The 24,487-nt window shown below is 66.0% G+C and carries 19 protein-coding genes; 7 read left to right on the forward strand and 12 right to left on the reverse strand.

What is annotated here, in order from left to right; translation table 11 throughout:
* Positions 1–79: 79 nt before the first annotated feature.
* The 6 genes from nadC to purN form a co-directional block, all read right to left on the reverse strand.
* Positions 80–961, reverse strand: coding sequence for a carboxylating nicotinate-nucleotide diphosphorylase (nadC, locus tag ACT2FV_RS29350; protein ID WP_059603955.1), 882 nt, complete (start codon positions 959–961; stop codon positions 80–82).
* Positions 958–2,094, reverse strand: coding sequence for a quinolinate synthase NadA (nadA, locus tag ACT2FV_RS29355; protein WP_059511738.1), 1,137 nt, complete (start codon positions 2,092–2,094; stop codon positions 958–960). Before nadA ends, nadC begins: the two co-directional genes overlap by 4 nt.
* A 306-nt stretch (positions 2,095–2,400) precedes the next feature.
* Positions 2,401–3,597: a DesA family fatty acid desaturase gene (locus ACT2FV_RS29360; RefSeq protein WP_059468287.1), complete on the reverse strand. Its 1,197-nt coding sequence runs from the start codon at positions 3,595–3,597 to the stop codon at positions 2,401–2,403.
* Positions 3,598–3,807: 210 nt separating this feature from the next.
* Complete coding sequence (locus ACT2FV_RS29365) at positions 3,808–5,187, reverse strand: mechanosensitive ion channel family protein (protein ID WP_444505253.1); 1,380 nt, start codon at positions 5,185–5,187, stop codon at positions 3,808–3,810.
* Between the two features lie 15 nt (positions 5,188–5,202).
* Positions 5,203–6,465 carry an RsmB/NOP family class I SAM-dependent RNA methyltransferase gene (locus tag ACT2FV_RS29370; protein ID WP_124621548.1) on the reverse strand — a complete coding sequence of 421 codons (1,263 nt, stop codon included), beginning with the start codon at positions 6,463–6,465 and terminating at the stop codon, positions 5,203–5,205.
* Positions 6,462–7,124, reverse strand: a complete 663-nt coding sequence (purN, locus tag ACT2FV_RS29375; RefSeq protein ID WP_059603964.1) for a phosphoribosylglycinamide formyltransferase — start codon at positions 7,122–7,124, stop codon at positions 6,462–6,464. Before purN ends, ACT2FV_RS29370 begins: the two co-directional genes overlap by 4 nt.
* A 123-nt stretch (positions 7,125–7,247) precedes the next feature.
* Here purN and ACT2FV_RS29380 point away from each other — a divergent pair, with 123 nt between their 5' ends.
* The 5 genes from ACT2FV_RS29380 to dut all read left to right on the forward strand — a co-directional run bounded on the left by ACT2FV_RS29380 (position 7,248) and on the right by dut (position 13,464).
* Positions 7,248–8,240 carry a bifunctional riboflavin kinase/FAD synthetase gene (locus ACT2FV_RS29380; protein WP_059603965.1) on the forward strand — a complete coding sequence of 331 codons (993 nt, stop codon included), beginning with the start codon at positions 7,248–7,250 and terminating at the stop codon, positions 8,238–8,240.
* A 102-nt stretch (positions 8,241–8,342) separates the two neighbouring features.
* Positions 8,343–11,180, forward strand: coding sequence for an isoleucine--tRNA ligase (ileS, locus tag ACT2FV_RS29385; RefSeq protein ID WP_444505254.1), 2,838 nt, complete (start codon positions 8,343–8,345; stop codon positions 11,178–11,180).
* Between the two features lie 2 nt (positions 11,181–11,182).
* The gene (lspA, locus tag ACT2FV_RS29390; protein WP_124901017.1) at positions 11,183–11,683 is read left to right on the forward strand and encodes a signal peptidase II; all 501 of its coding nucleotides are present in this window, start codon (positions 11,183–11,185) and stop codon (positions 11,681–11,683) included.
* 67 nt (positions 11,684–11,750) lie between these two features.
* Positions 11,751–12,962: a bifunctional phosphopantothenoylcysteine decarboxylase/phosphopantothenate--cysteine ligase CoaBC gene (gene coaBC, locus ACT2FV_RS29395; RefSeq protein ID WP_151048328.1), complete on the forward strand. Its 1,212-nt coding sequence runs from the start codon at positions 11,751–11,753 to the stop codon at positions 12,960–12,962.
* A 55-nt stretch (positions 12,963–13,017) separates the two neighbouring features.
* Positions 13,018–13,464 carry a dUTP diphosphatase gene (gene dut / locus ACT2FV_RS29400; protein WP_444505255.1) on the forward strand — a complete coding sequence of 149 codons (447 nt, stop codon included), beginning with the start codon at positions 13,018–13,020 and terminating at the stop codon, positions 13,462–13,464.
* A gap of 54 nt (positions 13,465–13,518) precedes the next feature.
* On the opposite strand, the gene ACT2FV_RS29405 is transcribed toward dut, so the two are convergent.
* The 4 genes from ACT2FV_RS29405 to clpS all read right to left on the reverse strand — a co-directional run bounded on the left by ACT2FV_RS29405 (position 13,519) and on the right by clpS (position 18,541).
* Positions 13,519–14,289 (reverse strand): COG4705 family protein, encoded by a 771-nt coding sequence (locus tag ACT2FV_RS29405; RefSeq protein WP_174906252.1) that lies wholly within the window; start codon positions 14,287–14,289, stop codon positions 13,519–13,521.
* A gap of 157 nt (positions 14,290–14,446) precedes the next feature.
* Positions 14,447–15,826, reverse strand: a complete 1,380-nt coding sequence (locus tag ACT2FV_RS29410) for an amino acid permease (RefSeq protein WP_226116308.1) — start codon at positions 15,824–15,826, stop codon at positions 14,447–14,449.
* 103 nt (positions 15,827–15,929) lie between these two features.
* A complete protein-coding gene (gene clpA / locus ACT2FV_RS29415; RefSeq protein ID WP_124621538.1) occupies positions 15,930–18,230 on the reverse strand; it encodes an ATP-dependent Clp protease ATP-binding subunit ClpA in 2,301 nt (766 codons plus the stop codon).
* Positions 18,227–18,541 (reverse strand): ATP-dependent Clp protease adapter ClpS, encoded by a 315-nt coding sequence (clpS, locus tag ACT2FV_RS29420; RefSeq protein ID WP_006398529.1) that lies wholly within the window; start codon positions 18,539–18,541, stop codon positions 18,227–18,229. The genes clpA and clpS overlap by 4 nt, the downstream gene beginning before the upstream one ends.
* Before the next feature lie 547 nt (positions 18,542–19,088).
* Between clpS and ACT2FV_RS29425 the strand changes: the two genes are divergently transcribed.
* The gene (locus ACT2FV_RS29425) at positions 19,089–19,292 is read left to right on the forward strand and encodes a cold-shock protein (RefSeq protein ID WP_004196460.1); all 204 of its coding nucleotides are present in this window, start codon (positions 19,089–19,091) and stop codon (positions 19,290–19,292) included.
* A gap of 179 nt (positions 19,293–19,471) precedes the next feature.
* On the opposite strand, the gene ACT2FV_RS29430 is transcribed toward ACT2FV_RS29425, so the two are convergent.
* Entirely contained in the window at positions 19,472–21,070 is a 1,599-nt protein-coding gene (locus ACT2FV_RS29430) for a multicopper oxidase family protein (RefSeq protein WP_444505256.1), read from the reverse strand.
* Positions 21,071–21,767: 697 nt separating this feature from the next.
* On the opposite strand from ACT2FV_RS29430, the gene ACT2FV_RS29435 reads away from it, so the two are divergent.
* Complete coding sequence (locus tag ACT2FV_RS29435; protein ID WP_006490888.1) at positions 21,768–21,992, forward strand: hypothetical protein; 225 nt, start codon at positions 21,768–21,770, stop codon at positions 21,990–21,992.
* A 117-nt stretch (positions 21,993–22,109) separates the two neighbouring features.
* On the opposite strand, the gene ACT2FV_RS29440 is transcribed toward ACT2FV_RS29435, so the two are convergent.
* Positions 22,110–24,338 carry an NADP-dependent isocitrate dehydrogenase gene (locus ACT2FV_RS29440; protein ID WP_124621534.1) on the reverse strand — a complete coding sequence of 743 codons (2,229 nt, stop codon included), beginning with the start codon at positions 24,336–24,338 and terminating at the stop codon, positions 22,110–22,112.
* Between the last annotated feature and the right edge of the window lie 149 nt (positions 24,339–24,487).

A 24,487-nucleotide genomic window follows, 5' to 3' on the forward strand; every position in this document is an offset into this window, starting at 1 on the left:
TTCCCGGCTTGAGGCCCACAAAAAAGCCGCTGGCGTTTGCGCGCCAGCGGCTTTTTTCGTCAGACGAACTATCGCGCGGTCAGTCGACGATCCGCATCGAATAGTCGGTCGCGCGCACGTCCTTCGTCAGCGCGCCGATCGAGATGCGGTCGACGCCCGTCTCCGCGAACGTGCGCACCGTATCGAAATTGACACCGCCCGACACTTCGAGCACGGCCTTGCCAGTCGCGACACGCACCGCTTCGCGCATCATGTCGAGCGTGAAGTTGTCGAGCAGCACCGATTGCGCGCCATGCGCGAGCGCCGTGTCGAGCTGCGCGAGCGTTTCGACCTCGACCTGCACCGGCACGCCTGAATCGAGGGCGAACGCCGCATCGAGCGCTTCGCCGACGCCGCCGGCTGCCGCAATGTGGTTTTCCTTGATCAGGATGCCGTCGTACAGCGCGAGACGCTGGTTCTCGCCGCCACCGACCCGCACCGCGTACTTCTGCGCGAGCCGCAGGCCCGGCAGCGTCTTGCGCGTATCGAGAATCTTCGCGCGCGTGCCTTCGACGCGATCGACGTAACGACGCGTTGCGGTCGCGACGCCCGACAGCAGTTGCAGGAAGTTCAGGCCGTTGCGCTCGGCCGTCAACAGCGCGCGCGCCGGTCCTTCGAGTTCGCAGACCGTCGAATCCGGCGTCATCCGGTCGCCTTCGCGATACCGCCACTGCACGACAATCGACGGATCGATGCGCGAGATGACGGCCTCGAACCACGGCACGCCGCACAACACCGCTTCCTCACGCACGATGATGCGCGCACGGCGCCGCTCCCCGGCCGGCACGAGCCGCCCGGTCTGGTCACCGGTGCCGACGTCTTCGGCGATCGCATCGGCCACGTTGCGTGCAATCGCTTCGTCGAATGCCGCGCCGTATTGTGCGCGCACGGCTTCGAACAGTGGAGAAACTGCGCCGATCATGCAGCCCCCACGTTCGCGAACAGTTGCTGATCGCGCTGCAGATCGCCGCTCGCCTGCACGCGCTTCTTGTGCGCCGCTGCGAAATCGAGCATCCGGTCGATCGGCAGACGCGCGCGCGCGCCGATCGCGGGATCGACGAAGATCTCGTTGTGACCGCGCTCGAGCACGTCGGCGAGGTTCGCGAGGCCGTTCATCGCCATCCACGGGCAATGGGCGCAGCTCTTGCAGGTCGCGCTGTTGCCGGCCGTCGGCGCGGCGATGAAGGTCTTGCCGGGCGCCGCGAGCTGCATCTTGTGCAGGATGCCGAGGTCGGTCGCGACGATGAAGTGCGTCGCGTCGAACTTCACGGCTGCGTCGATCAGTTGCGTCGTCGAGCCGACGACGTCCGCCTGCGCGACGACGTTTTCCGGCGACTCGGGATGCACGAGCACCTTCGCGTCCGGATACTCGGCGCGCAGCAGGTCGAGCTCGATGCCCTTGAATTCGTCGTGGACGAGGCACGAACCCTGCCACAACAGCATGTCCGCGCCGGTTTTCTTCTGGATGTAGCTGCCGAGGTGGCGATCGGGTGCCCAGATGATCTTCTCGCCCCGCGCGTGCAGGTCAGCGACGATCTCGAGGCCGATCGACGACGTGACCATCCAGTCGGCGCGCGCCTTCACGGCGGCGCTGGTGTTTGCGTAGACGACGACGGTGCGATCGGGATGCGCATCGCAGAACGCGGAGAATTCGTCGACCGGGCAACCGAGATCGAGCGAGCAGGTCGCGTCGAGATCGGGCATCAGTACGCGTTTCCCGGGGCTCAGGATCTTGGCGGTTTCGCCCATGAAGCGCACGCCTGCGACGACGAGCGTCTGTGCGTCGTGGTCGCGGCCGAAGCGTGCCATTTCAAGCGAATCGGCGACGCAGCCGCCGGTTTCGTCGGCCAGTTCCTGCAGCTCGGCGTCCACGTAGTAGTGAGCGACGAGCACGGCCTTTTCACGTGCGAGCAGCGCCTTGATGCGCGCCTTCAGGGCGGCGCGTTCTTCGGCCGACGGTGCATCGGGCACCTTGGCCCACGCTTGCCCGACGCCACAGACGGTTCCTGCCGAGACCGGCCGGTCGTACTCGACGGATTTGATCGTCGATTGCATCTCCATATCTCCTGTCGGCCCGAGTTAGTGCTTCAGCACTTACTCGGGTCCCATGCTTCGCGGTCGGCCCGAGTCAGTCCTTTAGCACTTACTCGGGCCCCATGCTTCGCGGTCGGCCCGAGTCAGCGCTTCAGCGCGCACTCCAGCCCCATCCGCTACGCTATCACCCGGAGCGCCACGTCGCCGCGCCCCAAGCCTCACACGAATTCCGGCGCTTCCGGTCGCCCTTCGAAAACCAGCCGCCCAAATGAAAAAACCCCGCCAACGCGGGGTTTGTGACGTCCTGAGATTCTAATCGATTTCGAATCAGGCGTAGCGACGCAGGCGCGTCGCGAATTCCTGCAGCGCCTTGATGCCGCTTTGTTCCGCGCGATGGCACCAATCCTGCAATTGCGCGAGCAGCTGTTCGCGCGAGGCGGTCGAACGATCCCAGATCGCGGCCAGATCCTGGCGCAGCTGGAAGTACGTATGCAGCTTCTGGCTGTTCGCGAAAATCTCCGGCAGCAGCTTCTTCTGCGGCTCGTCGAGGCCGTCGGCATCCTTGTGGAACCACTTGCGCGCGCCACGCATCAGCTGGTACTTCTCGCTCGAACCGAGTTCCTTCAGGTGCGCGAGCTCCTGGCGGTACGCACGCTTCACGGCCTTGCCGTAGCGCGCCATCACTTCGTAGCGGTTCGACAGCACGGCCTGCAGCGTTTCCTGGTCGAGCACCGTCTTCGGCTTGTTCAGACGCGGGGTCGGGGCGACCTTCTTCACCTTCGCGAGACCGAATGCCGACATGATGCGGATGTACATCCAGCCGATATCGAACTCGTACCACTTGTTCGACAGCTTCGCCGACGTCGCGAACGTGTGGTGGTTGTTGTGCAGTTCTTCGCCGCCGATCACGATGCCCCACGGGAACAGGTTCGTGCTCGCGTCGGCCGAGTTGAAGTTGCGGTAGCCCCAGAAGTGGCCGAACCCGTTCACGACACCCGCGGCCCAGAACGGAATCCAGACCATCTGCACGGCCCACACGGTCAGGCCGAGCACGCCGAACAGCGCGACGTCGATCACCATCATCAGGCTCACGCCAAGGATCGGGTACTTCGAGTACAGATTGCGCTCGATCCAGTCATTCGGCGTGCCGTGGCTGAACTTGCGCATCGTTTCTTCGTTCTTCGCTTCCGCGCGATACAGCTCGGCGCCTTCGAGGAACACCTTCCAGATGCCGCGCGTCTGCGGGCTGTGCGGATCTTCCTCGGTTTCGCATTTCGCGTGGTGCTTGCGATGGATCGCGGCCCACTGGCCCGTCAGCATGCCCGTCGTCATCCACAGCCAGACACGGAAGAAGTGGCTCGCGATCGGGTGCAGCTCCAGCGCGCGGTGCGCCTGGCAGCGGTGCAGGTAGACCGTCACGCCGATGATCGTGACGTGCGTGACGGCGAGCGCGAACAGCGCGACCTGCCACCACGAAAAGCGCAGGAGCCCGTGGGAAAGAAAATCGAGCAGGGAATTCAACAAGGCAGTTACCTGTGGTGAGAGCGACGCCGACGCAGGACGACGTCATAAAAATGAAAGCATACCGCGTGTAGACCGGAATTTTACTTCAACCGTTCCAAGTCTTTGTAAAAAATGAATATTTTCTTGTCTTGACGCAACGCGGACAGTCCATCGGCGGACCGGGAAAGCCCCGCGCTCCGGTTCTGACCGCCCGATTTGCCCGATTCGCGCCTAGGCCGCCGACGCCCGCCCGTCCCCCGCGCCGTTGACCGCCGCCGCGGACACACCCTCTGCCACCATGCCGGTCGCGGCAAACCCGTCGGGCAGGCCGACCACGCGCACTTCGCGCTGCGGGAACGGAATCGAGATTCCGTGCTCGCCGAAAAGCCGCCAGATGTTGCGGTTCACGGACGAACGCACGCCCGACGTGCCTTTCGCCGAATCCTCGATCCAGAAACCGAGCTCCAGATCGATCCCGTCCGCGCCGAAGCTGACCAGGTACGCGGTCGGCGCCGGCTCCGCGAGCACGCGCGGCACGCCGTTCGCGGCTTCCGCGAGCACCGAGAGCGCCTGCTCGACGTCGCTGGTATAGGCGACCTGCACGGCGACCTTCGCGTAGCCGCGCGTCAGGTACGACGACTGGTTCTGCACGACGTCGGTGATCAGTTTCTCGTTCGGGATCAGCGTCTCGTTGCCGTCGAGGCCGCGCACGACCGTATAACGCGTGCGAATCTGCGTGACGACGCCCTGCAGCCCGCCGACGCTGATCGCGTCGCCGAGCCGCAACGAGCGGTCGAGCAGGATGATGAAGCCCGACACGTAATTGCTGGCGATCTTCTGCAGCCCGAAGCCGAGGCCGACGCCCACCGCGCCGCCGAACACGCCGAGCACCGTCACGTCGATGCCGACGAGCGACAGCCCGATCAGGATCGCCGCGAACACGAGCAGCGCGCGGCCGACCCGTGACAGCACGACCTTCAGGTTCGCGTCGAGCGTGGAGGCGCGCGCGAGACGCTCCTCGAACACGGAGCCGAGCCACATCGCGACCATCAGCGTCACGCACACCCACAGCGCGCCGGATATCACCGACAGCAGCGTCAGGTGCGCATTCGCGACGCGGAACTGCACGCTGTCGAGCCACGCGATCACGTCGCGCTGGATCCCCAGCACCGTGAGCACCATCGCCGCCCACACGATCACCGACACGATCTTCTCGACGATCGACAGCCACGCATGCGTGTGGCCGTCACGGGCAAACACGCGCCGCGCGAAGAAGAACAGCACGTAGATCAACCCGATGCCGAACAGCGGCACGAGCGCGAGCGACAGCAGCGACGTCGACATGAACGGGTCGAACCCAAGCTGCGCGGCCAGCACGAACAGGCCGCCGAACAGCGGGAACAACGCGCGCTTCAGGCTCTGCGCACCGGCACCCGGCGTCCGGCCGGCCGCGCGCCGGCGCGCGTCGATGCGGCCGTGCACGAAGCGCGCGGCGACCCACGCGAAACACAGCGCGCCGACGAGGATCGCTGCCTGCCAGATCATCACGGGCTGGTTGAAGTCGCGGATCACCGACGCGAGCCGGTGCGACAGCAGGCGGTTCTGCATCATCCGTGGGTCCTGCCGTTACTGCGCGCGCCGTTCAAGGACCGCGGCGAAGAAGCCGTCGGTCGCATGGCGGTGCGGCCACAGCGACAGGTAGTCGCCGGTCTCGAGCGCGATGCGCTGGTCGGCCAGCACCTTCTGCGCGGGCACCAGCACGAAGTCCGGATGATCGGCCAGGAACTGCTCGACGATCGCTTCGTTCTCCGCGTCGAGCACGCTGCAGGTCGCATATACGAGCCGGCCGCCCTTCTTCACGAGACGCGCGGCGCTCGCTAGGATCGACGCCTGCTTCGGCGTGAGTTCCTCGATCGACGTGCGCGTCTGGCGCCACTTGAGGTCGGGGTTGCGGCGCAGCGTGCCGAGACCGCTGCACGGCGCGTCGACCAGCACGCGGTCGATCTTGCCGGCGAGCCGCTTGATTTTCGCGTCGTGCTCGCTGTCGATCAGCACCGGATTCACGTTCGACAGCCCGCTGCGCGCGAGGCGCGGCTTCAGCTTCGTGAGGCGCTTTTCCGACACGTCGAACGCATACAGGCGCCCGGTCGAGCGCATCATCGCGCCGAGCGCGAGCGTCTTGCCGCCGGCGCCCGCGCAGAAATCGACGACCATCTCGCCGCGTCGCGGCGCGACCAGCGAGCACAGCAGCTGGCTGCCCTCGTCCTGCACCTCGATCTGACCTTCCTCGAACAGCTTCAGGCGCGTGAGCGCCGGCTTGCCGACGACGCGCACGCCGTGCGGCGCAAACGGCGTCTCGCCCGCGTCGATGCCGTTCGCGCGCAGCGCGTCGATCACCTGATCGCGCGTCGCCTTCTGTGCGTTGGCGCGCAGGTCCAGCGGCGCCGGGTAGTTCAGCGCCGCGGCGAGCTGCGCGAGTTCCTCGGCATCGAAACGGGCCGACAGCGCCTGGTAGATCCAGTCCGGCAGGTTCGTGCGCACGCGCACCGGCAGGCTCGCCGGATCGATCTTCGACACGTGCTCGAGCCACGCGGCCTCGGTGTCGGACACGAACGGCTTCAGCGCATTGCGGCCGAGCGTCTGCATCAGGCCGAGCAGCGTCAGGCGCCGCGCGGGGCTGCCCGTGCCACTCTCGGCCAGGTGCGAAAACTCCATCTTCCGGCGCAGCACCGCGAACACCGCCTCGGCGATCACGCCGCGCTCGGCGTGGCCGAGCTTCGGGTGCGCGCGGAAGAACCGGCTCGTGGTCGCGTCGGCCGGGCCGGTGAACTTCAGCACCTCGGCCAGCAAGGTCTCGGTCTGGCCAATCAGGAATCCGTGCAGCTTCATACGCCCTCGCTCGTTTCGGTATGCGGTTGATCCGCGAAAATCCAGCGCGCCTCATCCGGCGGCACCACTGCCCGGCCGTTCTCGAGGCGCAGGCGCCCCTCGACGAACCAGCGCACGGCACGCGGATACAGCACGTGCTCGACCGTCAGCACGCGCTGCGCGAGCGCGGCCGCGTCGTCGCCCGCGCGCACGGGCACCGCGCCCTGCGCGACGATCGCGCCGCTGTCGAGCTCGGGAATCACGAAATGCACGCTCGCGCCATGCAGCGCGACGCCGGCATCCAGCGCCTGCTGGTGCGTGTGGATGCCCTTGAAGCTCGGCAGCAACGACGGATGGATGTTCAGCAGCCGGCCCTCATATCGTCTGACGAAATCAGGCGTGAGGATGCGCATGAAGCCGGCGAGCACGACGAGATCGGGCGCGAAACGGTCAATCTCGGCGGCGAGCGCCGCGTCAAAGCTGTCGCGGCCGTCGAACGAGCGATGGTCGACCACCGCGGTCGCCACCCCGTGCGACGCGGCAAAAGCCAGGCCGGCCGCGTCGGGCCGGTTGGCGATCACGGCAGCGACCTCGGCCGGCCAGCGTTCCTGCGCGCACGCGCGGACGATGGCCTCCATGTTGCTGCCGCGACCGGAAATCAGGATCACGAGTTTTTTCATCCGCGAATTTTACCATTCGCCCCCGCGTTTCCCCCCTTCTCGGCCGCCGGGCCGCCCGAACGTTTATAATCTTCTGCTTTGCGGCATCCCACCGCCCATTCCCCGACCGCTGCATCCGCTATCGTGAAAGTCTTCCGCGGCCTGCCCAACGCCGAGAGCCGTGCCCCGTGCGCGCTGACGATCGGCAACTTCGACGGTGTCCATCGCGGCCACCAGGCCCTGCTCGCGCGCGTGCGCGCGGCAGCGGACGCGCGCGGCCTGCCCGTGTGCGTGATGACGTTCGAGCCGCACCCGCGCGAATTCTTCAATCCGGCCGGCGCGCCGCCGCGCATCGCGATGCTGCGCGACAAGCTCGAGGCGCTGCGCGATCACGGTGTCGACCGCGTCGTCGTCGAGCACTTCAACCACACCTTCGCGAGCCAGTCGCCGCAGGCGTTCGTCGAACGCACGCTGGTGAACGGGCTGCACACGCGCTGGATGATGGTCGGCGACGATTTCTGCTACGGCGCGAAGCGCGCGGGCACCTTCGACACGCTGAAGGCGGCCGGCGAACAGTACGGCTTCGAGGTCGAGCAGATGGGCACGGTCGCCGGCAGCGACGGCACGCGCATCTCGAGCTCGGGCGTGCGCGCCGCGCTCGCCGCGGGCGATCTCGGCGCGGCTGCGCAGGCGCTGGGCCACGGCTATGCGATCAGCGGCCACGTCGCGCACGGGCTGAAGCTCGGCCGCGACCTCGGTTTCCCGACGCTGAACCTGCCGATCGCGCACAAGCGGCCGGCGCTCGCGGGCATCTTCGTCGTGCAGGTGCACGGCCTCGGCCCCGACCCGCTGCCGGGCGTCGCGAGCCTCGGGCTGCGCCCGACCGTCGACGATTCCGGCCGCGTGCTGCTCGAAGTCCACCTGCTCGACTGGCACGGCGACGCGTACGGCAAGCTGATCCGCGTTGAATTCCTGAAGAAGCTGCGTGACGAGGCGAAGTACGACGATCTCGAGGCGCTGTCGCGCGCGATCGCACTGGACGTCGCGAACGCGCGCGCGTACTTCATCGAGCGCGACCGTGCGCCGGGCAGCCGCGCGACCGGCTTCTCGACGTCGGCAACCGACCGAATTAGCTGATCCGGACGGCGGCGCCTGGCGCCGCACCCTCGCGCCGCCCACTCGCGCGCATCCCCGATTCACGACGCCCGAGCGTCCCCCGATTTAGATAGCGATCCCATCATGAGCAACAAGAAAGCCGATTCGAAACCGCAGGCCAAGTATCCGGTCAACCTGCTCGACACGCCGTTCCCGATGCGCGGCGACCTGCCCAAGCGCGAGCCGCAGTGGGTCAAGGAATGGGAAGAGCGCGGCATCTACGAGAAGATCCGCGCGGCCAGCCAGGGCCGGCCGAAGTTCATCCTGCACGACGGCCCCCCGTATGCGAACGGCGACATCCACCTCGGTCACGCGGTCAACAAGATCCTGAAGGACATCGTCGTCAAGTCGCGCAACATGGCCGGCTTCGACGCGCCGTACGTGCCGGGCTGGGATTGCCACGGGATGCCGATCGAGATCCAGATCGAAAAGCAGTTCGGCAAGTCGCTGCCGGCGGCCGAAGTGATGAGCAAGGCGCGCGCGTACGCGACCGAGCAGATCGAGAAGCAGAAGGTCGGCTTCAAGCGCCTCGGCGTGCTCGGCGACTGGGCGAATCCGTACAAGACGATGAACTTCGTCAACGAGGCGGAAGAGATCCGCGCGCTCGGCAAGATCATCGACAAGGGCTATGTGTATCGCGGGCTGAAGCCGGTGAACTGGTGCTTCGACTGCGGCTCGGCACTCGCCGAGGCGGAGGTCGAGTACAAGGACCGCACCGACCCGACGATCGACGTGATGTTCGCATTCGCGGAACCGGAAAAGACCGCGCAGGCGTTCGGCCTGCCGGCGCTGCCGCGCGCCGAGGGCGGCATCGTGATCTGGACCACCACGCCGTGGACGATCCCCGCCAACCAGGCGCTGAACCTCCATCCGGAAATCGTCTATGCGCTGGTCGACACCGAGCGCGGGCTGCTGATCATCGCGCAAGAACGCGTCGAAGCCTGCATGACCGAGTTCAAGCTGACCGGCCGCGTCGTCGCGACCACCCCCGGCGTGAAGCTCGCGAACCTGCGCTTCCACCACCCGCTCGCATCGGCCCACCCCGGCTACAAGCGCACCGCGCCCGTCTACCTCGGCGACTACGTGACGACCGACACGGGTACCGGCGTCGTGCACTCGTCGCCCGCGTACGGCATCGAGGACTTCCAGTCGTGCAAGGCGCACGGGATGACCGACTCGGACATCATCAACCCGGTGATGGGCGACGGCCGCTACATCGAATCGCTGCCGCTGTTCGGCGGCCTGTCGATCTGGGACGCGAACCCGAAGATCGTCGACGCACTGAACGCGGCCGGCTCGCTGCTGCGCAGCGAGAAGTACACGCACAGCTACATGCACTGCTGGCGCCACAAGACGCCGATCATCTACCGCGCGACGTCGCAGTGGTTCGCCGGCATGGACGTCACCCCGCGCGACGACGGCAAGACGCTGCGCGAAACCGCGCTCGAGGGCATCGAGGCGACCGCGTTCTACCCGTCGTGGGGCAAGCAGCGCCTGTTCAGCATGATCGCGAACCGTCCCGACTGGACACTGTCGCGCCAGCGCCAGTGGGGCGTGCCGATGGCGTTCTTCGTGCACAAGGAAACCGGCGAGCTGCACCCGCGCACGCTGGAGCTGCTCGAGGAAGTCGCGAAACGTGTCGAGCAGTCGGGCATCGAGGCGTGGCAGACGCTCGACCCGCGCGAGCTGATCGGCGACGACGCGAACCTGTACGAAAAGAACCGCGACACGCTCGACGTGTGGTTCGATTCGGGCACGACGCACTGGCACGTGCTGCGCGGCTCGCACAAGGATCAACTGCAGTTCCCGGCCGACCTGTACCTCGAAGGCTCCGACCAGCACCGCGGCTGGTTCCACTCGTCGCTGCTGACCGCGTCGATGATCGACGGCCGCGCGCCGTACAAGGGCCTGCTCACGCACGGCTTCACGGTCGACGGCGAAGGCCGCAAGATGAGCAAGTCGCTCGGCAACGGCATTGACCCGCATGAGGTCGCGAACCGTCTCGGCGCGGAAATCATCCGCCTGTGGATCGCGTCGACCGACTATTCGGGCGAGCTCGCGATCTCCGAGGAAATCCTGAAGCGCGTGACCGAAGGCTATCGCCGCATCCGCAACACGCTGCGCTTCCTGCTCGCGAACCTGTCGGACTTCGACTATGCGCAGCACGCGGTGCCGGTCGACGAATGGCTCGAGATCGACCGCTACGCGGTCGCGTTCTCCGCGCAACTGCAGACGGAACTGCTCGGCCACTACGAGAAGTACGAGTTCCACCCGGTCGTCGCGAAGCTGCAAACGTACTGCTCGGAAGACCTCGGCGGCTTCTACCTCGACGTGCTGAAGGACCGCCTGTACACGAGCGCGGCCGATTCGCGCGCACGCCGCTCCGCGCAGACCGCGCTGTACCACCTCACGCACGGCCTGCTGCGCGTGCTCGCGCCGTTCCTGTCGTTCACGGCGGAAGAAGCGTGGAAGGTGTTCCAGCCGGCCAGCGACACCGTATTCACGGAAACCTACTACGCGTATCCGGAAGTTGCCGGCTCGGCCGCGCTGATCGAGAAGTGGGCGCTGCTGCGCGACGTACGCGGCAACGTGACGAAGGCGCTCGAGGAGGCACGCACCGCGAACCGCATCGGTTCGTCGCTGCAGGCGGAAGTGGCCGTGCATGCGAGCGGCGCGCGCTACGACGCACTCGCGAGCCTCGGCGAAGACCTGAAGTTCGTGCTGATCACGTCGGCGGCAACGGTCGTGAAGGTCGACGACGAAGCGCAGGAAAGCGTCGACGTTGCGGCGTCGAAGTACCAGAAGTGCGAACGCTGCTGGCACTATCGCGAGGACGTCGGCGCGCACGCCGATCATCCGACGCTGTGCGGCCGCTGCTTCTCGAACCTGTTTGAAAACGGCGAAACCCGGAGCGCTGCTTGAATATGGCGAAGACTGTGTCGAAACCGGCCAGCGGCGCGCTCGCGCCCTGGCTCGGCATTTCGCTGATCGTGATCCTGTTCGATCAGCTGTCGAAGATCGCGATCCTGAAAACGTTCGTGTACGGCGCGCAGCATGCGCTGACGTCGTTCTTCAACCTCGTGCTGGTGTACAACCGCGGCGCCGCGTTCGGCTTCCTGTCGACCGCGAGCGGCTGGCAGCGCTGGGCGTTCACCGCGCTCGGCATCGGCGCCACGCTCGTGATCTGCTTCCTGCTGCGCCGTCACGGCCAGCAGCGGCTGTTCAGCCTGTCGCTCGCGCTGATCCTCGGGGGCGCGCTCGGCAACGTGATCGACCGGCTGATCTACGGCCACGTGATCGACTTTCTCGATTTCCACGTCGGCGCCTGGCACTTCCCGGCGTTCAACCTCGCCGATTCCGCGATCACGATCGGTGCGGTGCTGCTGATCTACGACGAACTGCGTCGCGTGCGCGGCTCGCGCTGAGCGCGCATACTCGGTGTCGACGGCCGGCTTCGCGCCGGCCGTTCCGTTTGACCCTTGGAGGCCTGAGTTGGCACACGCAGAACTCGCAGGAAAACACCTCGTTCTCGGCCTGACGGGCGGCATCGCCTGCTACAAGATCGCCGAACTCACCCGGCTGCTGACGAAGGCAGGCGCGACCGTGCAGGTCGCGATGACCGAAGCCGCGACGCAGTTCATCACGCCCGTCACGATGCAGGCGCTGTCCGGCCGGCCCGTCTACACGAGCCAGTGGGACGCACGCATCGACAACAACATGGCGCACATCGACCTGTCGCGCGAAGCCGACGCGATCGTGATCGCGCCCGCGTCGACGGATTTCCTCGCGAAGCTCGCGCACGGGTTCGCGGACGACCTGCTGTCGACGCTGTGCGTCGCGCGCGACTGCCCGCTGCTCGTCGTGCCCGCGATGAACCGCCAGATGTGGCAGAACCCGGCCACGCAGCGCAACGTCGCGCAGTTGCGCGCCGACGGCGTGTCGGTGCTCGGCCCCGATTCGGGCGCTCAGGCCTGCGGCGAAGTCGGCGACGGCCGCATGCTCGAACCCGAGGCGATTTACGAAGCGATCGTCGCGCACTTCGCGCCGAAGGTGCTCGCGCACCGGCGCGTGCTGATCACGGCCGGCCCGACGTTCGAGCCGCTCGATCCGGTGCGCGGCCTCACGAACCGCTCGAGCGGCAAGATGGGCTTCGCGCTCGCGCGCGCCGCGCAGCAGGCCGGCGCCGATGTGCATCTCGTCGCGGGGCCGGTCGCGCTCGACACGCCGTGGGGCGTGACCCGCCAGGACGTGCAGACGGCACAGCAGATGTACGACGCAGTGATGCAAGCGGTGTCCGACGCCGACATCTTCATCGCGGTGGCCGCAGTCGCCGACTGGCGCGTCGATCATCCGGCCGAGCACAAGATGAAGAAGACGGCCGACCGCAAGATGCCCGCGCTCGCGTTCGTCGAGAACCCGGACATCCTCGCGTCGGTCGCGGCGCTGCCCGATCCGCCGTATTGTGTCGGGTTCGCGGCCGAAAGCGGCGACCTCGACGTGCACGGCGACGAGAAGCGCAAGCGCAAGAACGTGCCGCTCCTGGTCGGCAATCTCGGCCCGCTGACGTTCGGCCGCGACGACAACGAAGTCGTGCTGTTCGAGGCGGCCGGCCTTACGCGCCTGCCGCGCGCACCGAAGGACGAACTCGCGCACGTGCTCGTCGCGGAAATCGCGAAGCGCCTGCCGGACAACCGCCTGATCTGATCACCCGCGCGGCGGCCCGCGCCGCCGCGCCCTTCCCGACCGATTCGACGACCGCATGAAACTCGATCTGAAGATTCTCGACGCGCGCATGCGCGATTACCTGCCCGCCTACGCCACCACCGGCAGCGCGGGCCTCGACCTGCGCGCGTGTCTCGACGCACCCGTCACGCTGCAGCCGGGCGAAACGACGCTCGTGCCGACCGGCCTCGCGATCCACATCGCGGATCCCGGCTACGCGGCGCTGATCCTGCCGCGCTCGGGCCTCGGCCACAAGCACGGTATCGTGCTCGGCAACCTTGTCGGCCTGATCGATTCCGACTACCAGGGCCAGTTGATGGTCTCGACGTGGAATCGCGGCCAGACCGAATTCGTGCTGAACCCGTTCGAGCGGCTCGCGCAGCTCGTGATCGTGCCGGTCGTGCAGGCGCAGTTCAACATCGTCGACGACTTCGCGCAAAGCGATCGCGGCGAAGGCGGCTTCGGCAGCACCGGCCGACACTGAACGACACCATGCAAAAAAGGGGCCTCGCGGCCCCTTTCCTTTTTCCGTTACCGCTCACCGATCGGCCGTCTGCGCGATCCGCGCGGGCACAAGCTCGCGTCGCCGCGCCTGCGCGATGCTTGCATAGATCACCATCGCGACGAGCACGCCGAGCAGCACCGCCGACGATCCGACCGTGCCGAGCGCGAGTCCGCCCTTGGCAACCGGTTTCGTCAACAAGTCGCCGACCGTCGCCCCAAACGGCCGCGTGAGCACGAATGCGGCCCAGAACAGCAGCACGCCTGAAATGCGCGTGAAATAGTGGGCCAGAACGATCAGCGTGAGCAGCCCGCCGATCAGCAGCGCGCCGCCGCCGAAGCCGAGGCCCGAACTGTCCGCGAGAAAATCGCCGAGCGCCGTGCCGAGCGTGTTCGAGAACAGGATCGCGATCCAGTACAGCAGTTCGACCTTGCGCGTGCGGATCAGATCGACCGACAGCGATTCGCCGCTCAGGCGCCACACCGCGAAGATTGCCAGCAGGATCGCGACTAGAATCGACGAGCCGGCCGCATAGCCGAGGCCGAGTGTCCGGTCCATGAAATCGGACATCGTCGTGCCGGCGGTGCTCGTCGCGACGATCACGGCCCAGTAGATCGCCGGGCGATACTGCGTCGTTCTGAGCTGTGCGCCCAGCGTCGCGAGAAAGAAACCGAACAGCAGGATCGAGCTCACCGCATAGCCGACGTTCAGCGTCATCGACAGCAAGTCGCCGCCGGTCTCGCCAAGCGTCGTCGCGCAGATCTTCATGATCCAGAACGCGAGCGTGATTTCAGGAAGTTTGTTCATTCGAACCCCTTTATGCAGGAAAGCGGCGAGCCGGCGCGTGCCGGCCCGCGTTGCAGACAGGATCGAATGCTAGTCTCCGCCGGCTTAACGAAACCTTAGCGAACGCGAAGAACGGTATGGCCGGCGAGCGCGGCCGTGGGCGGCCGCGCGGGCACCGTCAGCGTGCGTGTTCGTGCCGGTAGTGCAGCGCATACGCGAGCGTCAGCAGCACGACGAACACGACGCCGACCACCATCGTCATCCGGAATTCGCGCGTGAACGCGGTCGTCAGCAGGATCGCGCCGACGAGCCCGGCGCCGAGCAGGCTGCCGAACGGGTGCCCCCACATCCGGAACGGGAGCGTCGGGCCGCGATATTGCGCGCGAAAACGCAGGTGCGTGACGAAGATCATCAGCCACGTGAACAGCGCACCGAACATCGCGATCGCCATCATCACGGTAAACGCGGTATCCGGCGACAGCGCGACCAGCACGGCCGCGACCGCGACGCCGCTGGTCGAGATCCACAGCGCCGCACGCGGCACGCCGTTGTTGCCGAGCCGGCCGAACACGGCCGGCGCGAGCCGCGCGCGCGACAGGCTGAACATCATCCGCGTCGTCACGTAGAGCTGGCTGTTCATCGCCGACAGCGCGGCGATCAGCAGCACGAAGTTGATTACGCCGGCCGCATACGGCACGTGCGTTGCGGCCATCACCTTCACGAACGGGCTCTCGTCGGTGCCGGCCTGCGTCCACGGCACGATCGCGAGCATCAGCGCGAGCGTGAGCAGGTAGAACAGCACGAGGCGGAATACCGTCGAGCGGAACGCGCGCGTGACCGCGTGCTGCGGATCGCGCGCCTCGCCGGCCGCGATCGCGACCGCCTCGATGCTCATGTAGCTGAAGATCGCGACGATCACCGCGACCCAGGTGCCCCACGGCCCCTTCGGCATGAATCCGCCGTGCGCGGTGTAGTTCGCGAAGCCGATGCCCGATGCGGTCGGCGCCGACCACACGAAATAAGCGCCGAGCACGATGAACACGACGATCGCCGCGATCTTCAGCAACGAGAACGCATATTCGACCGAGCCGTACAGCGTGACGCTCGCGAGATTCACCGCGATCAGCAGCGCGGAGAAGCCGATCACCCAGTACCAGCCGGGCACGGCCGGGAACCAGTACTTCATGAAGACGGCGATCGCGCTGATTTCGGTGCCGATCGCGAACACGACCGCGAACCAGTACGCATAGCGCACGAGAAAGCCCGCGAGCGGGCCGACGTAGTGCTCGGCGTACGCGCCGAACGAGCCGGCCGTCGGATGCGCGACCGTCATTTCCGCGAGCGCGCCCATCAACAGCAGCGCGATCAGCGCGCCGATCGCGTACGAAACCAGCACGCTCGGGCCCGCGAGCCCGATCGCGAACCCGCTGCCGAGGAACAGCCCCGTGCCGATCGCGCCGCCGATCGCGATCATCGCCATCTGCCCCGACGTCAGCGCATGGCGCAACCCTTGTTCGCGCGCGACGATGTTGTCGAACGACCGTTGTTGTTGTGTCACCGCGTTACCACTCCCCTGCACCACCATCGCGCCACCGGCGCCAGATAAAACGAAACGGCGCGGAAAACTTCCCGCGCCGTTCGCATGAACAACGAATTATCGCTTACTCGACTTCGACCGTCTCTTCGTTCGGCTTGTGCGGCGGATTCGCCAGCTTGTCGAACGACAGCTGCACCTTGTCGTTTTCGTCGACGTCGACCGTCACGTGACCGCCATTGACGAGCTTGCCGAACAGCAGTTCATCGGCCAGCGCGCGACGGATCGTGTCCTGGATCAGCCGCTGCATCGGCCGCGCGCCCATCAGCGGGTCGAAGCCGTGCTTCGCGAGATGCTTGCGCAACGCGTCGGTGAAGAGCGCGTCGACCTTCTTCTCGTGCAGCTGCTCCTCGAGCTGGATCAGGAACTTGTCGACCACGCGCATGATGATTTCCTCATCGAGCGAGCGGAAGCTGATGATCGCATCCAGGCGGTTGCGGAACTCCGGCGTGAACAGGCGCTTGATGTCGGTCATCTCGTCGCCCGTTTCACGGCGCGTCGTGAAGCCGATCGTCGCCTTCTGCATCGACTCGGCGCCCGCGTTCGTCGTCATGATGATGATGACGTTGCGGAAATCCGCCTTGCGGCCGTTGTTGTCGGTCAGCGTGCCGTGGTCCATCACCTGCAGCAGCACGTTGAAGATGTCCGGATGCGCCTTCTCGATCTCGTCGAGCAGCAGCACGCAGTGCGGCTTCTTCGTGACGGCTTCGGTCAACAGGCCACCCTGGTCGAACCCGACGTAGCCCGGCGGCGCGCCGATCAGGCGGCTCACCGCGTGACGCTCCATGTATTCCGACATGTCGAAGCGGATCAGCTCGATGCCGAGCGTGAACGCAAGCTGGCGCGCCACTTCGGTCTTGCCGACGCCCGTCGGGCCGGAGAACAGGAACGCGCCGATCGGCTTGTCCATCTTGCCGAGACCGGCTCGCGCCATCTTGATCGACGCCGCGAGCGCGTCGATCGCCGGATCCTGGCCGAACACGACGCTCTTCAGGTCGCGATCGAGCGTCTGCAGCTTGCTGCGATCGTCCTGCGACACGCTCTGCGCCGGCACGCGCGCGATCTTCGAGATGATTTCCTCGATCTCGCTCTTGCCGATCGTCTTCTTCTGCTTCGACTTCGGCAGGATGCGCTGCGCGGCGCCCGCTTCGTCGATCACGTCGATCGCCTTGTCCGGCAGATGACGGTCGGTGATGAAGCGTGCCGACAGCTCGGCCGCGGCCGACAGGGCACCCGACGAATACTTGACGCCGTGATGCTCCTCGAACCGCGACTTCAGCCCGCGCAGGATCGCGACCGTCTGCTCGACGGTCGGCTCCGTCACGTCGACCTTCTGGAAGCGCCGCGACAGCGCCGCGTCCTTTTCGAAGATGCCGCGATATTCGGTGAACGTGGTCGCGCCGATGCACTTGAGCGTGCCCGACGACAGCGCCGGCTTCAGCAGGTTCGATGCGTCGAGCGTGCCGCCCGAAGCGGCGCCCGCGCCGATCAGCGTGTGAATTTCGTCGATGAACAGGATCGCGTGCGGCCGTTCCTTCAGCTCCTTCAGCACCGTCTTCAGACGCTGCTCGAAGTCGCCGCGATACTTGGTGCCCGCGAGCAGCGCGCCCATGTCGAGCGAATACACCTGCGCGTTCGCGAGGATGTCCGGCACTTCACCGCGCGTGATGCGATAGGCGAGCCCTTCGGCGATCGCGGTCTTGCCGACGCCGGCTTCGCCGACGAGCAGCGGATTGTTCTTGCGGCGACGGCACAGCACCTGCACGACGCGCTCGACCTCCGGCTCGCGGCCGATCAGCGGATCGATGCGGCCGTCCTTCGCCATCTGGTTCAGGTTCTGCGTGAACTGCGCGAGCGGGGTTTCCTTCTGCGCGTTCGCGTCTTCGCTTTCCGCGTTCGCGTCGGTCGACTTCGCGGCTTCGCCGCCGTTCGTCTTCGCGATGCCGTGCGAAATGAAGTTCACGACGTCCAGGCGCGTGACGCCCTGCTGCTGCAGGTAATAGACGGCGTGCGAGTCCTTCTCGCCGAAGATCGCGACCAGCACGTTCGCGCCGGTGACTTCCTTCTTGCCATTCGACGTCGACTGGACGTGCATGATCGCGCGCTGGATCACGCGCTGGAAACCGAGCGTCGGCTGGGTATCGACATCGTCGGTGCCCGGGACGGTAGGTGTGTTGTCGTGGATGAAATTGCGCAGGTTCTGACGCAAGTCCTCGATGTTGGCCGCACACGCGCGCAACACCTCGGCTGCCGTCGGATTATCCAGCAGGGCCAGCAACAGATGCTCGACCGTAATGAACTCATGGCGCGCCTGGCGTGCTTCCATGAACGCCATGTGCAGGCTGACTTCCAATTCCTGGGCAATCATGCTTCCTCCATCACGCACTGCAGCGGATGCCCGGCCTGCCGCGCATGGGTAACGACTTGCTCAACCTTGGTCGACGCGATGTCCCGCGTATAGACCCCACATACCCCTCGCCCTTCACGATGGACCTTCAGCATGATCTGCGTGGCCGTCTCGCGATCCTTCTTGAAATACTCCTGTACGACCATCACGACGAACTCCATCGGCGTGAAGTCGTCGTTCAGCAGCACCACCTTGTACATCGAAGGCGGCTTGAGCTTCTGCTGCTTGCGTTCCAGGACGGTGCTGTCCTGCTTGTCCGGGATAATCGCCATACACCCATTCTAAACAACTCGGACAGGCCCGCAATCCTGCCATTACCCGACCGACCGGCCGGCGCCCTCCCTGGTTCCCGACGACTCGCGATCGTCTTCGCACCATACGAAAGCCGGCTGCGGTGCCGGCTTTCACGCTTGGCGCGGAACACGAACCGTCAGGGGGAAACCGCACCGGACGTCGCATCCGCATCCAGTATCCCACAAGCCGGGACGACTCGATCGCGTGTCACTCGAGCCTGGTATATGAGCCGATTATGCGACTTTTCAAGTCCGCGCGCTCGGCGGCATGCTGCAAAGCAAAGCCGGAAAAACCCTGAAAATGGGTTCTTTACAACGGCCCTCTAACCGTCTAAAAATTCCGCTTGACACTCAAATAAAGAGCGCCAACAATCAAGCTGGCACTTTTTTCAACTCGTCGGTTGGCGAAATGAAAGAGGCCGAAGGTGAGCTTGTGAGGGGGGAACGGCTGTATTTTCCGGTCGTTTAGCTTTTCGAGCGTGCTCGTGGTAAGTAGCAGCGACTGTGTGACAGGGGAAGTAGGAAAATGGCAACTGGTATCGTTAAGTGGTTCAACGACGCGAAGGGCTTCGGTTTCATCACTCCCGACGAGGGCGGTGAAGATCTGTTTGCGCACTTCTCGGCCATCAACATGCAGGGCTTCAAGACCCTGAAGGAAGGCCAGAAGGTGAGCTTCGAGGTCGTTCAAGGGCCGAAGGGCAAGCAAGCGTCGAACATCCAGGCCGCGTAAAGGCACCGGATATCAGACGAAGAAACCCGGCATTGCGCCGGGTTTCTTTTTTTTCAGACCAGCCACGCGTTAATTCGATTGGCAGGCCTTTTCGTTCAATCCCGATAATTGAACATGCATTGTCCTGTTTCACGCGCAAATCGAATGCCGACATACGCGTGAAACATATTCAATACTCGTTACACGACCTTCAGCGTGCCCATCATGCCGAGATCCTCGTGTTCGAGAATATGGCAGTGAAACATGCGCTCGCCTGGCATGTCCTGCATGACGAGTATCGTCACGGTCTCGCCGCTGCGCACGTTCACGGTGTCGCGCCACGCGCGGAACGGTTCGCTCGTGCGCGTGCCGCCCGATGCGCGCTCGATCACCTGGAATTGCGTGCCGTGCAAGTGGAACGGGTGATCCATGTCGGTGGCGTTGCGAATTGCCCAGCGTTCGACGTCGCCTCGGCGGCTCGTCAGCGTCGCACGGTGCGGCGCGTAGGTCGCGCCGTTGATCGTGAAGCGCATCCCGGCCGGGCGACCATGCGCCGGGCTGCTCATCATCGCGTCCATGTCCATCTCTTCGCCGAACGCGACTTCCTTGTGCGCGACCGGTTCGCCGAGGGCGGGCACCGCGCGCAGCGTGGCCGGCAGCGCACGGGCGGCGGCCGGTGCGAACGCGACGTCGGCGAGCGGCAGCGCCGGATCGGGCGGCAGGCTGCCGCGGCCGCCGTCGTGCGACATCGCCATCTTGCGGCGGTCGTATTCGGCCGCCTGCAGCACCGCGCGTGACGCGCGATCGCCGGCGCGCACCAGCAGTTCCGCGCGCTCGCCCGGCGCGAGCAGCAGCGACGTCACGCGGCGCGGCGCATCGAACAACCCGCCGTCGGTGCCGACCTGCTCGAACGCGCGGCCGTCGTCGAACGCAATGCGCAGGTAGCGCGCGCTGCACGCGTTCCACACGCGCCAGCGCTCGTCGCCCGAGACGTCGATCCGCGGCCGGCGCGCACCGTTGACCAGCACGAACTGGCCTTCGCGGCCGTTCATCCAGTCCATCATGTCGTTCGGCGGGATCGTGCCGTCGCGCGCGAGTTTCAGGTCGGACACGAACAGGTTGCGCTCGGGCCAGCCGGCGAGCGGATCGTCGGCGGCACGCACGATGAACGGGCCGGCCAGCCCGCGGAACACCTGCTCGGCGGTCATCATGTGCGGATGCGGGTGATACCAGTATGTGCCGGCGCTCCCCTTCGGCAGCGTGAAGCGATACACGCGCGACGCGCCCGGCGCGACGGGATCGGACGGGTTGCCGTCCTGGTCGGGCGGCACCGGCAGGCCGTGCCAGTGGATCGTCGACGGCTGCGGCAGCTTGTTTACGAAGCGGATTTCGACCGTGTCGCCCTCGCGCACGTCGATCAGCGAGCCGACCACCGGCCCTTGCGTGCCCGCGCCGAACTGCCAGAACGTCGTCGGACGCGCACCGTGCAGCATCGGACGCGCGACCGGCTGGGCGACCAGCGTCGCGCGGAACGTGCCCGGCTCGCGGCTTTCGTTCGCAAGCGTGCGCAGCGACGCGAGCGGCGCGCCGGCCGGCAGCGCATCGGCCACCGCGAGCGCAGCCGGCGCCGGTTTCGCGTGTTGCGCGTGGTCTGCCATCCCTGACATGCCCGGCATGTCGTCCATCTGATCCGTGCCTGCCATGCCCGTATGACCGGCATGCTGCGCCCAGGCGGTGCGCGCAAACAGCGATGCCGCCGCGACGCCGATGGCGTGCGACAGGAAGGTTCTCCGTATCATCAATCGTTCCTCGTTATCCATGCCGCGTCGCGCCGCCGTCGCGACACTCGCACCGGCGGGCACGGAGAAGCGCTCGTGCGCGACGCGAATCCTGATGCCCGCGTCATCATAACCGCAGCCCCCGGCTGAGGCACGGCAGCAGCGGACGAGCGTCGATACGACTCAGGGCGGCCGGTCGGACGAACAGGCCGGCTTGCGATCATCGAGCGTTTTCGATCGTCGCCGGGTGCTGCGGCACCTCACCGCATTCATCGCAATTGGAGCCGACCGCCGGCCTTCGCCGATCGCTTTCGCCACGCCCGGTCGAGACAGTTCGCCCCTGCCGCTCATCCCGCGATCGGCATGCCGCGCGCCACCCACGCATGAACCCGCCAATTTTTCACGATCCGGAATAAGTCACTGCGTTATAAAAATTCGTGGTGCATGGCACAAATTCGCTGTTTCGCGATGCCGAAAAACGTTCCGCGATACAAAACGCGCGCAATAAGCCTCTGTTTTTACGAGAGATTTTTTGTTTCGAGAAAGCGCTCTACGCGCACCATCGGGCGCCGCCCCGGACGTAGACTTTGTTCCATGCACTGACGCTTCGCCACGACGGTCGATATGGACCCCGGCGCAAGCAGCCAGTCGGGCCACAGCCGGACGAGCCGGCGGGCGGCACAACAGAATCGCTTGTGATCAGAAAGGGAGAACGGAAATGAAGGGATTTCGCTTTGGTTCAGCGCTCGGGTCGTTCTATATCCTGCCGGGTAACGGCGGCTGGGAAGCGACGTTCGGCAACGCCCTGCTCGGCGCGTTCTCGTGCCCGGAAGTGGCGGCCGACCACATCTCCCGCGGCGACTGCGAGCAATTGTCCGAACTGGATACGGCCACGCTCGAAGTGCCGCACGAAATCGCGGAGTGGGAAATCGTTCACGTCTGAATGGCACGCCGGCAACGAAAAACGCCCCGGGTGACCGGGGCGTTTTCATGTTCGGCGGAACGGCGAGCCGCATCGGCCGCTGCCGCTGCCGTGGCGCGCGCGGGAGCGCGGCCTGCGTCAGGCGACTGCGTCGACGATGCCGTTCAGCGTTGCGCTCGGGCGCATCGCCCGGCTCGTCAGCTCGACGTTCGGACGGTAGTAGCCGCCGATCGCCTGCGCGGTGCCCTGCGCGGCCGACAGTTCTTCCAGGATGCGCGCTTCGCTGTCGGACAGCGACTTCGCGACGCCTTCGAACTGCGCCTTCAGCGCGGCATCCTCGGTCTGCTCGGCCAGCGCCTGCGCCCAGTAAAGGCACAGATAGAAGTGGCTGCCGCGATTGTCGAGGCCGCCGACCTTGCGCGCCGGCGATTTGTTCTCGTCCAGGAACTTGCCGGTCGCCTGGTCGAGCGTCTTCGCGAGCACGAGCGCCTTCGGGTTCTGGTACGCGTTGCCGAGGTGTTCGAGCGACGCGGCCAGCGCGAGGAATTCGCCGAGCGAATCCCAGCGCAGGAAGCCTTCCTCGACGAACTGCTGCACGTGCTTCGGTGCCGAGCCGCCCGCGCCCGTTTCGAACATCCCGCCGCCGGCCATCAGCGGCACGATGGACAGCATCTTCGCGCTGGTGCCGAGTTCCATGATCGGGAACAGGTCGGTCAGGTAGTCGCGCAGCACGTTGCCCGTGACCGAAATCGTGTCCTTGCCCGCGCGGATGCGCTCGAGCGAGAAACGCGTCGCGTCTTCCGGCGTCATGATGCGGATGTCGAGGCCGTTCGTGTCGTGATCCTTCAGGTAGCGTTCGACCTTCGCGATGATCTGCGCGTCGTGCGCACGTGCCGGATCGAGCCAGAACACGGCCGGCACGCCGGTCGCGCGGGCGCGGTTCACCGCGAGCTTGACCCAGTCCTGCACCGGAGCGTCCTTCGTCTGGCACATGCGCCAGATGTCGCCCGACTCGACCGCGTGCTCGAGCAGCACGTTGCCGGCTTCGTCCGTGACGCGCACGACGCCGTCGGCCGGAATCTGGAACGTCTTGTCATGCGAACCGTATTCCTCGGCCGCCTGCGCCATCAGGCCGACGTTCGGCACGCTGCCCATCGTGACCGGGTCGAATGCGCCGTGCTGCTTGCAGTCCTCGATCACGGCCTGATAGACACCCGCGTAGCAGCGGTCCGGAATCACGGCCTTCGCGTCGTACAGTTCGCCGTCCGGGCCCCACATGCAGCCCGACTCGCGGATCATCGCCGGCATCGATGCGTCGACGATCACGTCGCTCGGCACGTGCAGGTTCGTGATGCCCTTGTCCGAGTTGACCATCGCGAGGCGCGGACGCACTGCGTATTCGGCCTTGACGTCGGCTTCGATCGCTTCGCGCGTGTCGGCCGGCAGGTCCTTCAGGCGCGCGTACAGGTCGCCGATGCCGTTGTTCGGGTTGAAGCCGACCTGCGCCAGCACCTCCGCGTGCTTCGCGAGCACGTCGCGGTAGAACACCGACACGAAGTGACCGAACAGGACCGGGTCCGAGACCTTCATCATGGTCGCCTTCAGGTGCACCGAAAACAGCACGTCCTGCGCCTTCGCGTCGGCGATCTGCGCTTCGATGAAGCTGCGCAGCGCCTTGCGGCTCATCACCGATGCATCGATGACTTCACCGGCCTTCACGGCCGTCTTTTCCTTCAGCACCTTCTTCACGCCGTCGGCCGTCGTGAGTTCGATCTTCACGCTGCCGGCATCGGCGATCAGCGCCGACTTCTCGCTGCCGTAGAAGTCGCCTTCGCTCATGTGCGCGACGTGCGCCTTCGACGTGGCCTTCCATGCGCCCATCTTGTGCGGGTGCTTGCGTGCGTAGTTCTTGACCGACAGCGGCGCGCGACGGTCGGAGTTGCCTTCGCGCAGCACCGGGTTCACCGCGCTGCCCTTGATCTTGTCGTAGCGGGCCTTGACGGCCTTCTCTTCGTCGGTCGACGGCTCTTCCGGGTACGCCGGCAGCTTGTAGCCCTGCGCCTGCAGTTCGGCGATCGCGGCCTTGAGCTGCGGCACCGATGCGCTGATGTTCGGCAGCTTGATGATGTTCGCTTCCGGCTTCAGCGTGAGCTGGCCCAGTTCGGCCAGATCGTCGGAACCCTTCTGCTCCGGCGGCAGGACGTCGGCGAATGCCGCGATGATGCGGCCGGCGAGCGAGATGTCGCGCGTTTCGACGGCGACGCCCGACGAGCGCGTGAAGGCCTTGACGATCGGCAGCAGCGAATAGGTCGCGAGCGCCGGCGCTTCGTCGGTGAGGGTGTAGATGATCTTGGGCGAAGTGGACATGGTCGATGCGTTGCTACGTGAAAATTTGGGACTGAGGGGCGCCGACGGTAATCGGCGGGGAGCGACCGGGTCGATCGCGAAAGGGGCGTGCCGGCTAGCCGGGCGGTGGTGTTGCGAGGGCCGTCATGTTCTACCTTGCAGGGCATGCG

Source organism: Burkholderia sp. PR2 (assembly GCF_052372875.1).
Classification (GTDB): domain Bacteria; phylum Pseudomonadota; class Gammaproteobacteria; order Burkholderiales; family Burkholderiaceae; genus Burkholderia; species Burkholderia diffusa.

Excerpts from the sequence above, each read along its gene's own strand:
- ACT2FV_RS29370 (WP_124621548.1), bottom strand. The coding sequence starts at position 6,465 with ATGAAGCTGCACGGATTCCTGATTGGCCAGACCGAGACCTTGCTGGCC.
- ACT2FV_RS29435 (WP_006490888.1), top strand. The coding sequence starts at position 21,768 with ATGAAGGGATTTCGCTTTGGTTCAGCGCTCGGGTCGTTCTATATCCTG.
- ACT2FV_RS29405 (WP_174906252.1), bottom strand. The coding sequence starts at position 14,289 with ATGAACAAACTTCCTGAAATCACGCTCGCGTTCTGGATCATGAAGATC.
- dut (WP_444505255.1), top strand. The coding sequence starts at position 13,018 with ATGAAACTCGATCTGAAGATTCTCGACGCGCGCATGCGCGATTACCTG.
- ACT2FV_RS29440 (WP_124621534.1), bottom strand. The coding sequence starts at position 24,338 with ATGTCCACTTCGCCCAAGATCATCTACACCCTCACCGACGAAGCGCCG.
- ileS (WP_444505254.1), top strand. The coding sequence starts at position 8,343 with ATGAGCAACAAGAAAGCCGATTCGAAACCGCAGGCCAAGTATCCGGTC.
- purN (WP_059603964.1), bottom strand. The coding sequence starts at position 7,124 with ATGAAAAAACTCGTGATCCTGATTTCCGGTCGCGGCAGCAACATGGAG.
- ACT2FV_RS29425 (WP_004196460.1), top strand. The coding sequence starts at position 19,089 with ATGGCAACTGGTATCGTTAAGTGGTTCAACGACGCGAAGGGCTTCGGT.
- lspA (WP_124901017.1), top strand. The coding sequence starts at position 11,183 with ATGGCGAAGACTGTGTCGAAACCGGCCAGCGGCGCGCTCGCGCCCTGG.
- nadA (WP_059511738.1), bottom strand. The coding sequence starts at position 2,094 with ATGCAATCGACGATCAAATCCGTCGAGTACGACCGGCCGGTCTCGGCA.
- clpA (WP_124621538.1), bottom strand. The coding sequence starts at position 18,230 with ATGATTGCCCAGGAATTGGAAGTCAGCCTGCACATGGCGTTCATGGAA.
- nadC (WP_059603955.1), bottom strand. The coding sequence starts at position 961 with ATGATCGGCGCAGTTTCTCCACTGTTCGAAGCCGTGCGCGCACAATAC.
- clpS (WP_006398529.1), bottom strand. The coding sequence starts at position 18,541 with ATGGCGATTATCCCGGACAAGCAGGACAGCACCGTCCTGGAACGCAAG.
- ACT2FV_RS29430 (WP_444505256.1), bottom strand. The coding sequence starts at position 21,070 with ATGATACGGAGAACCTTCCTGTCGCACGCCATCGGCGTCGCGGCGGCA.
- ACT2FV_RS29365 (WP_444505253.1), bottom strand. The coding sequence starts at position 5,187 with ATGATGCAGAACCGCCTGCTGTCGCACCGGCTCGCGTCGGTGATCCGC.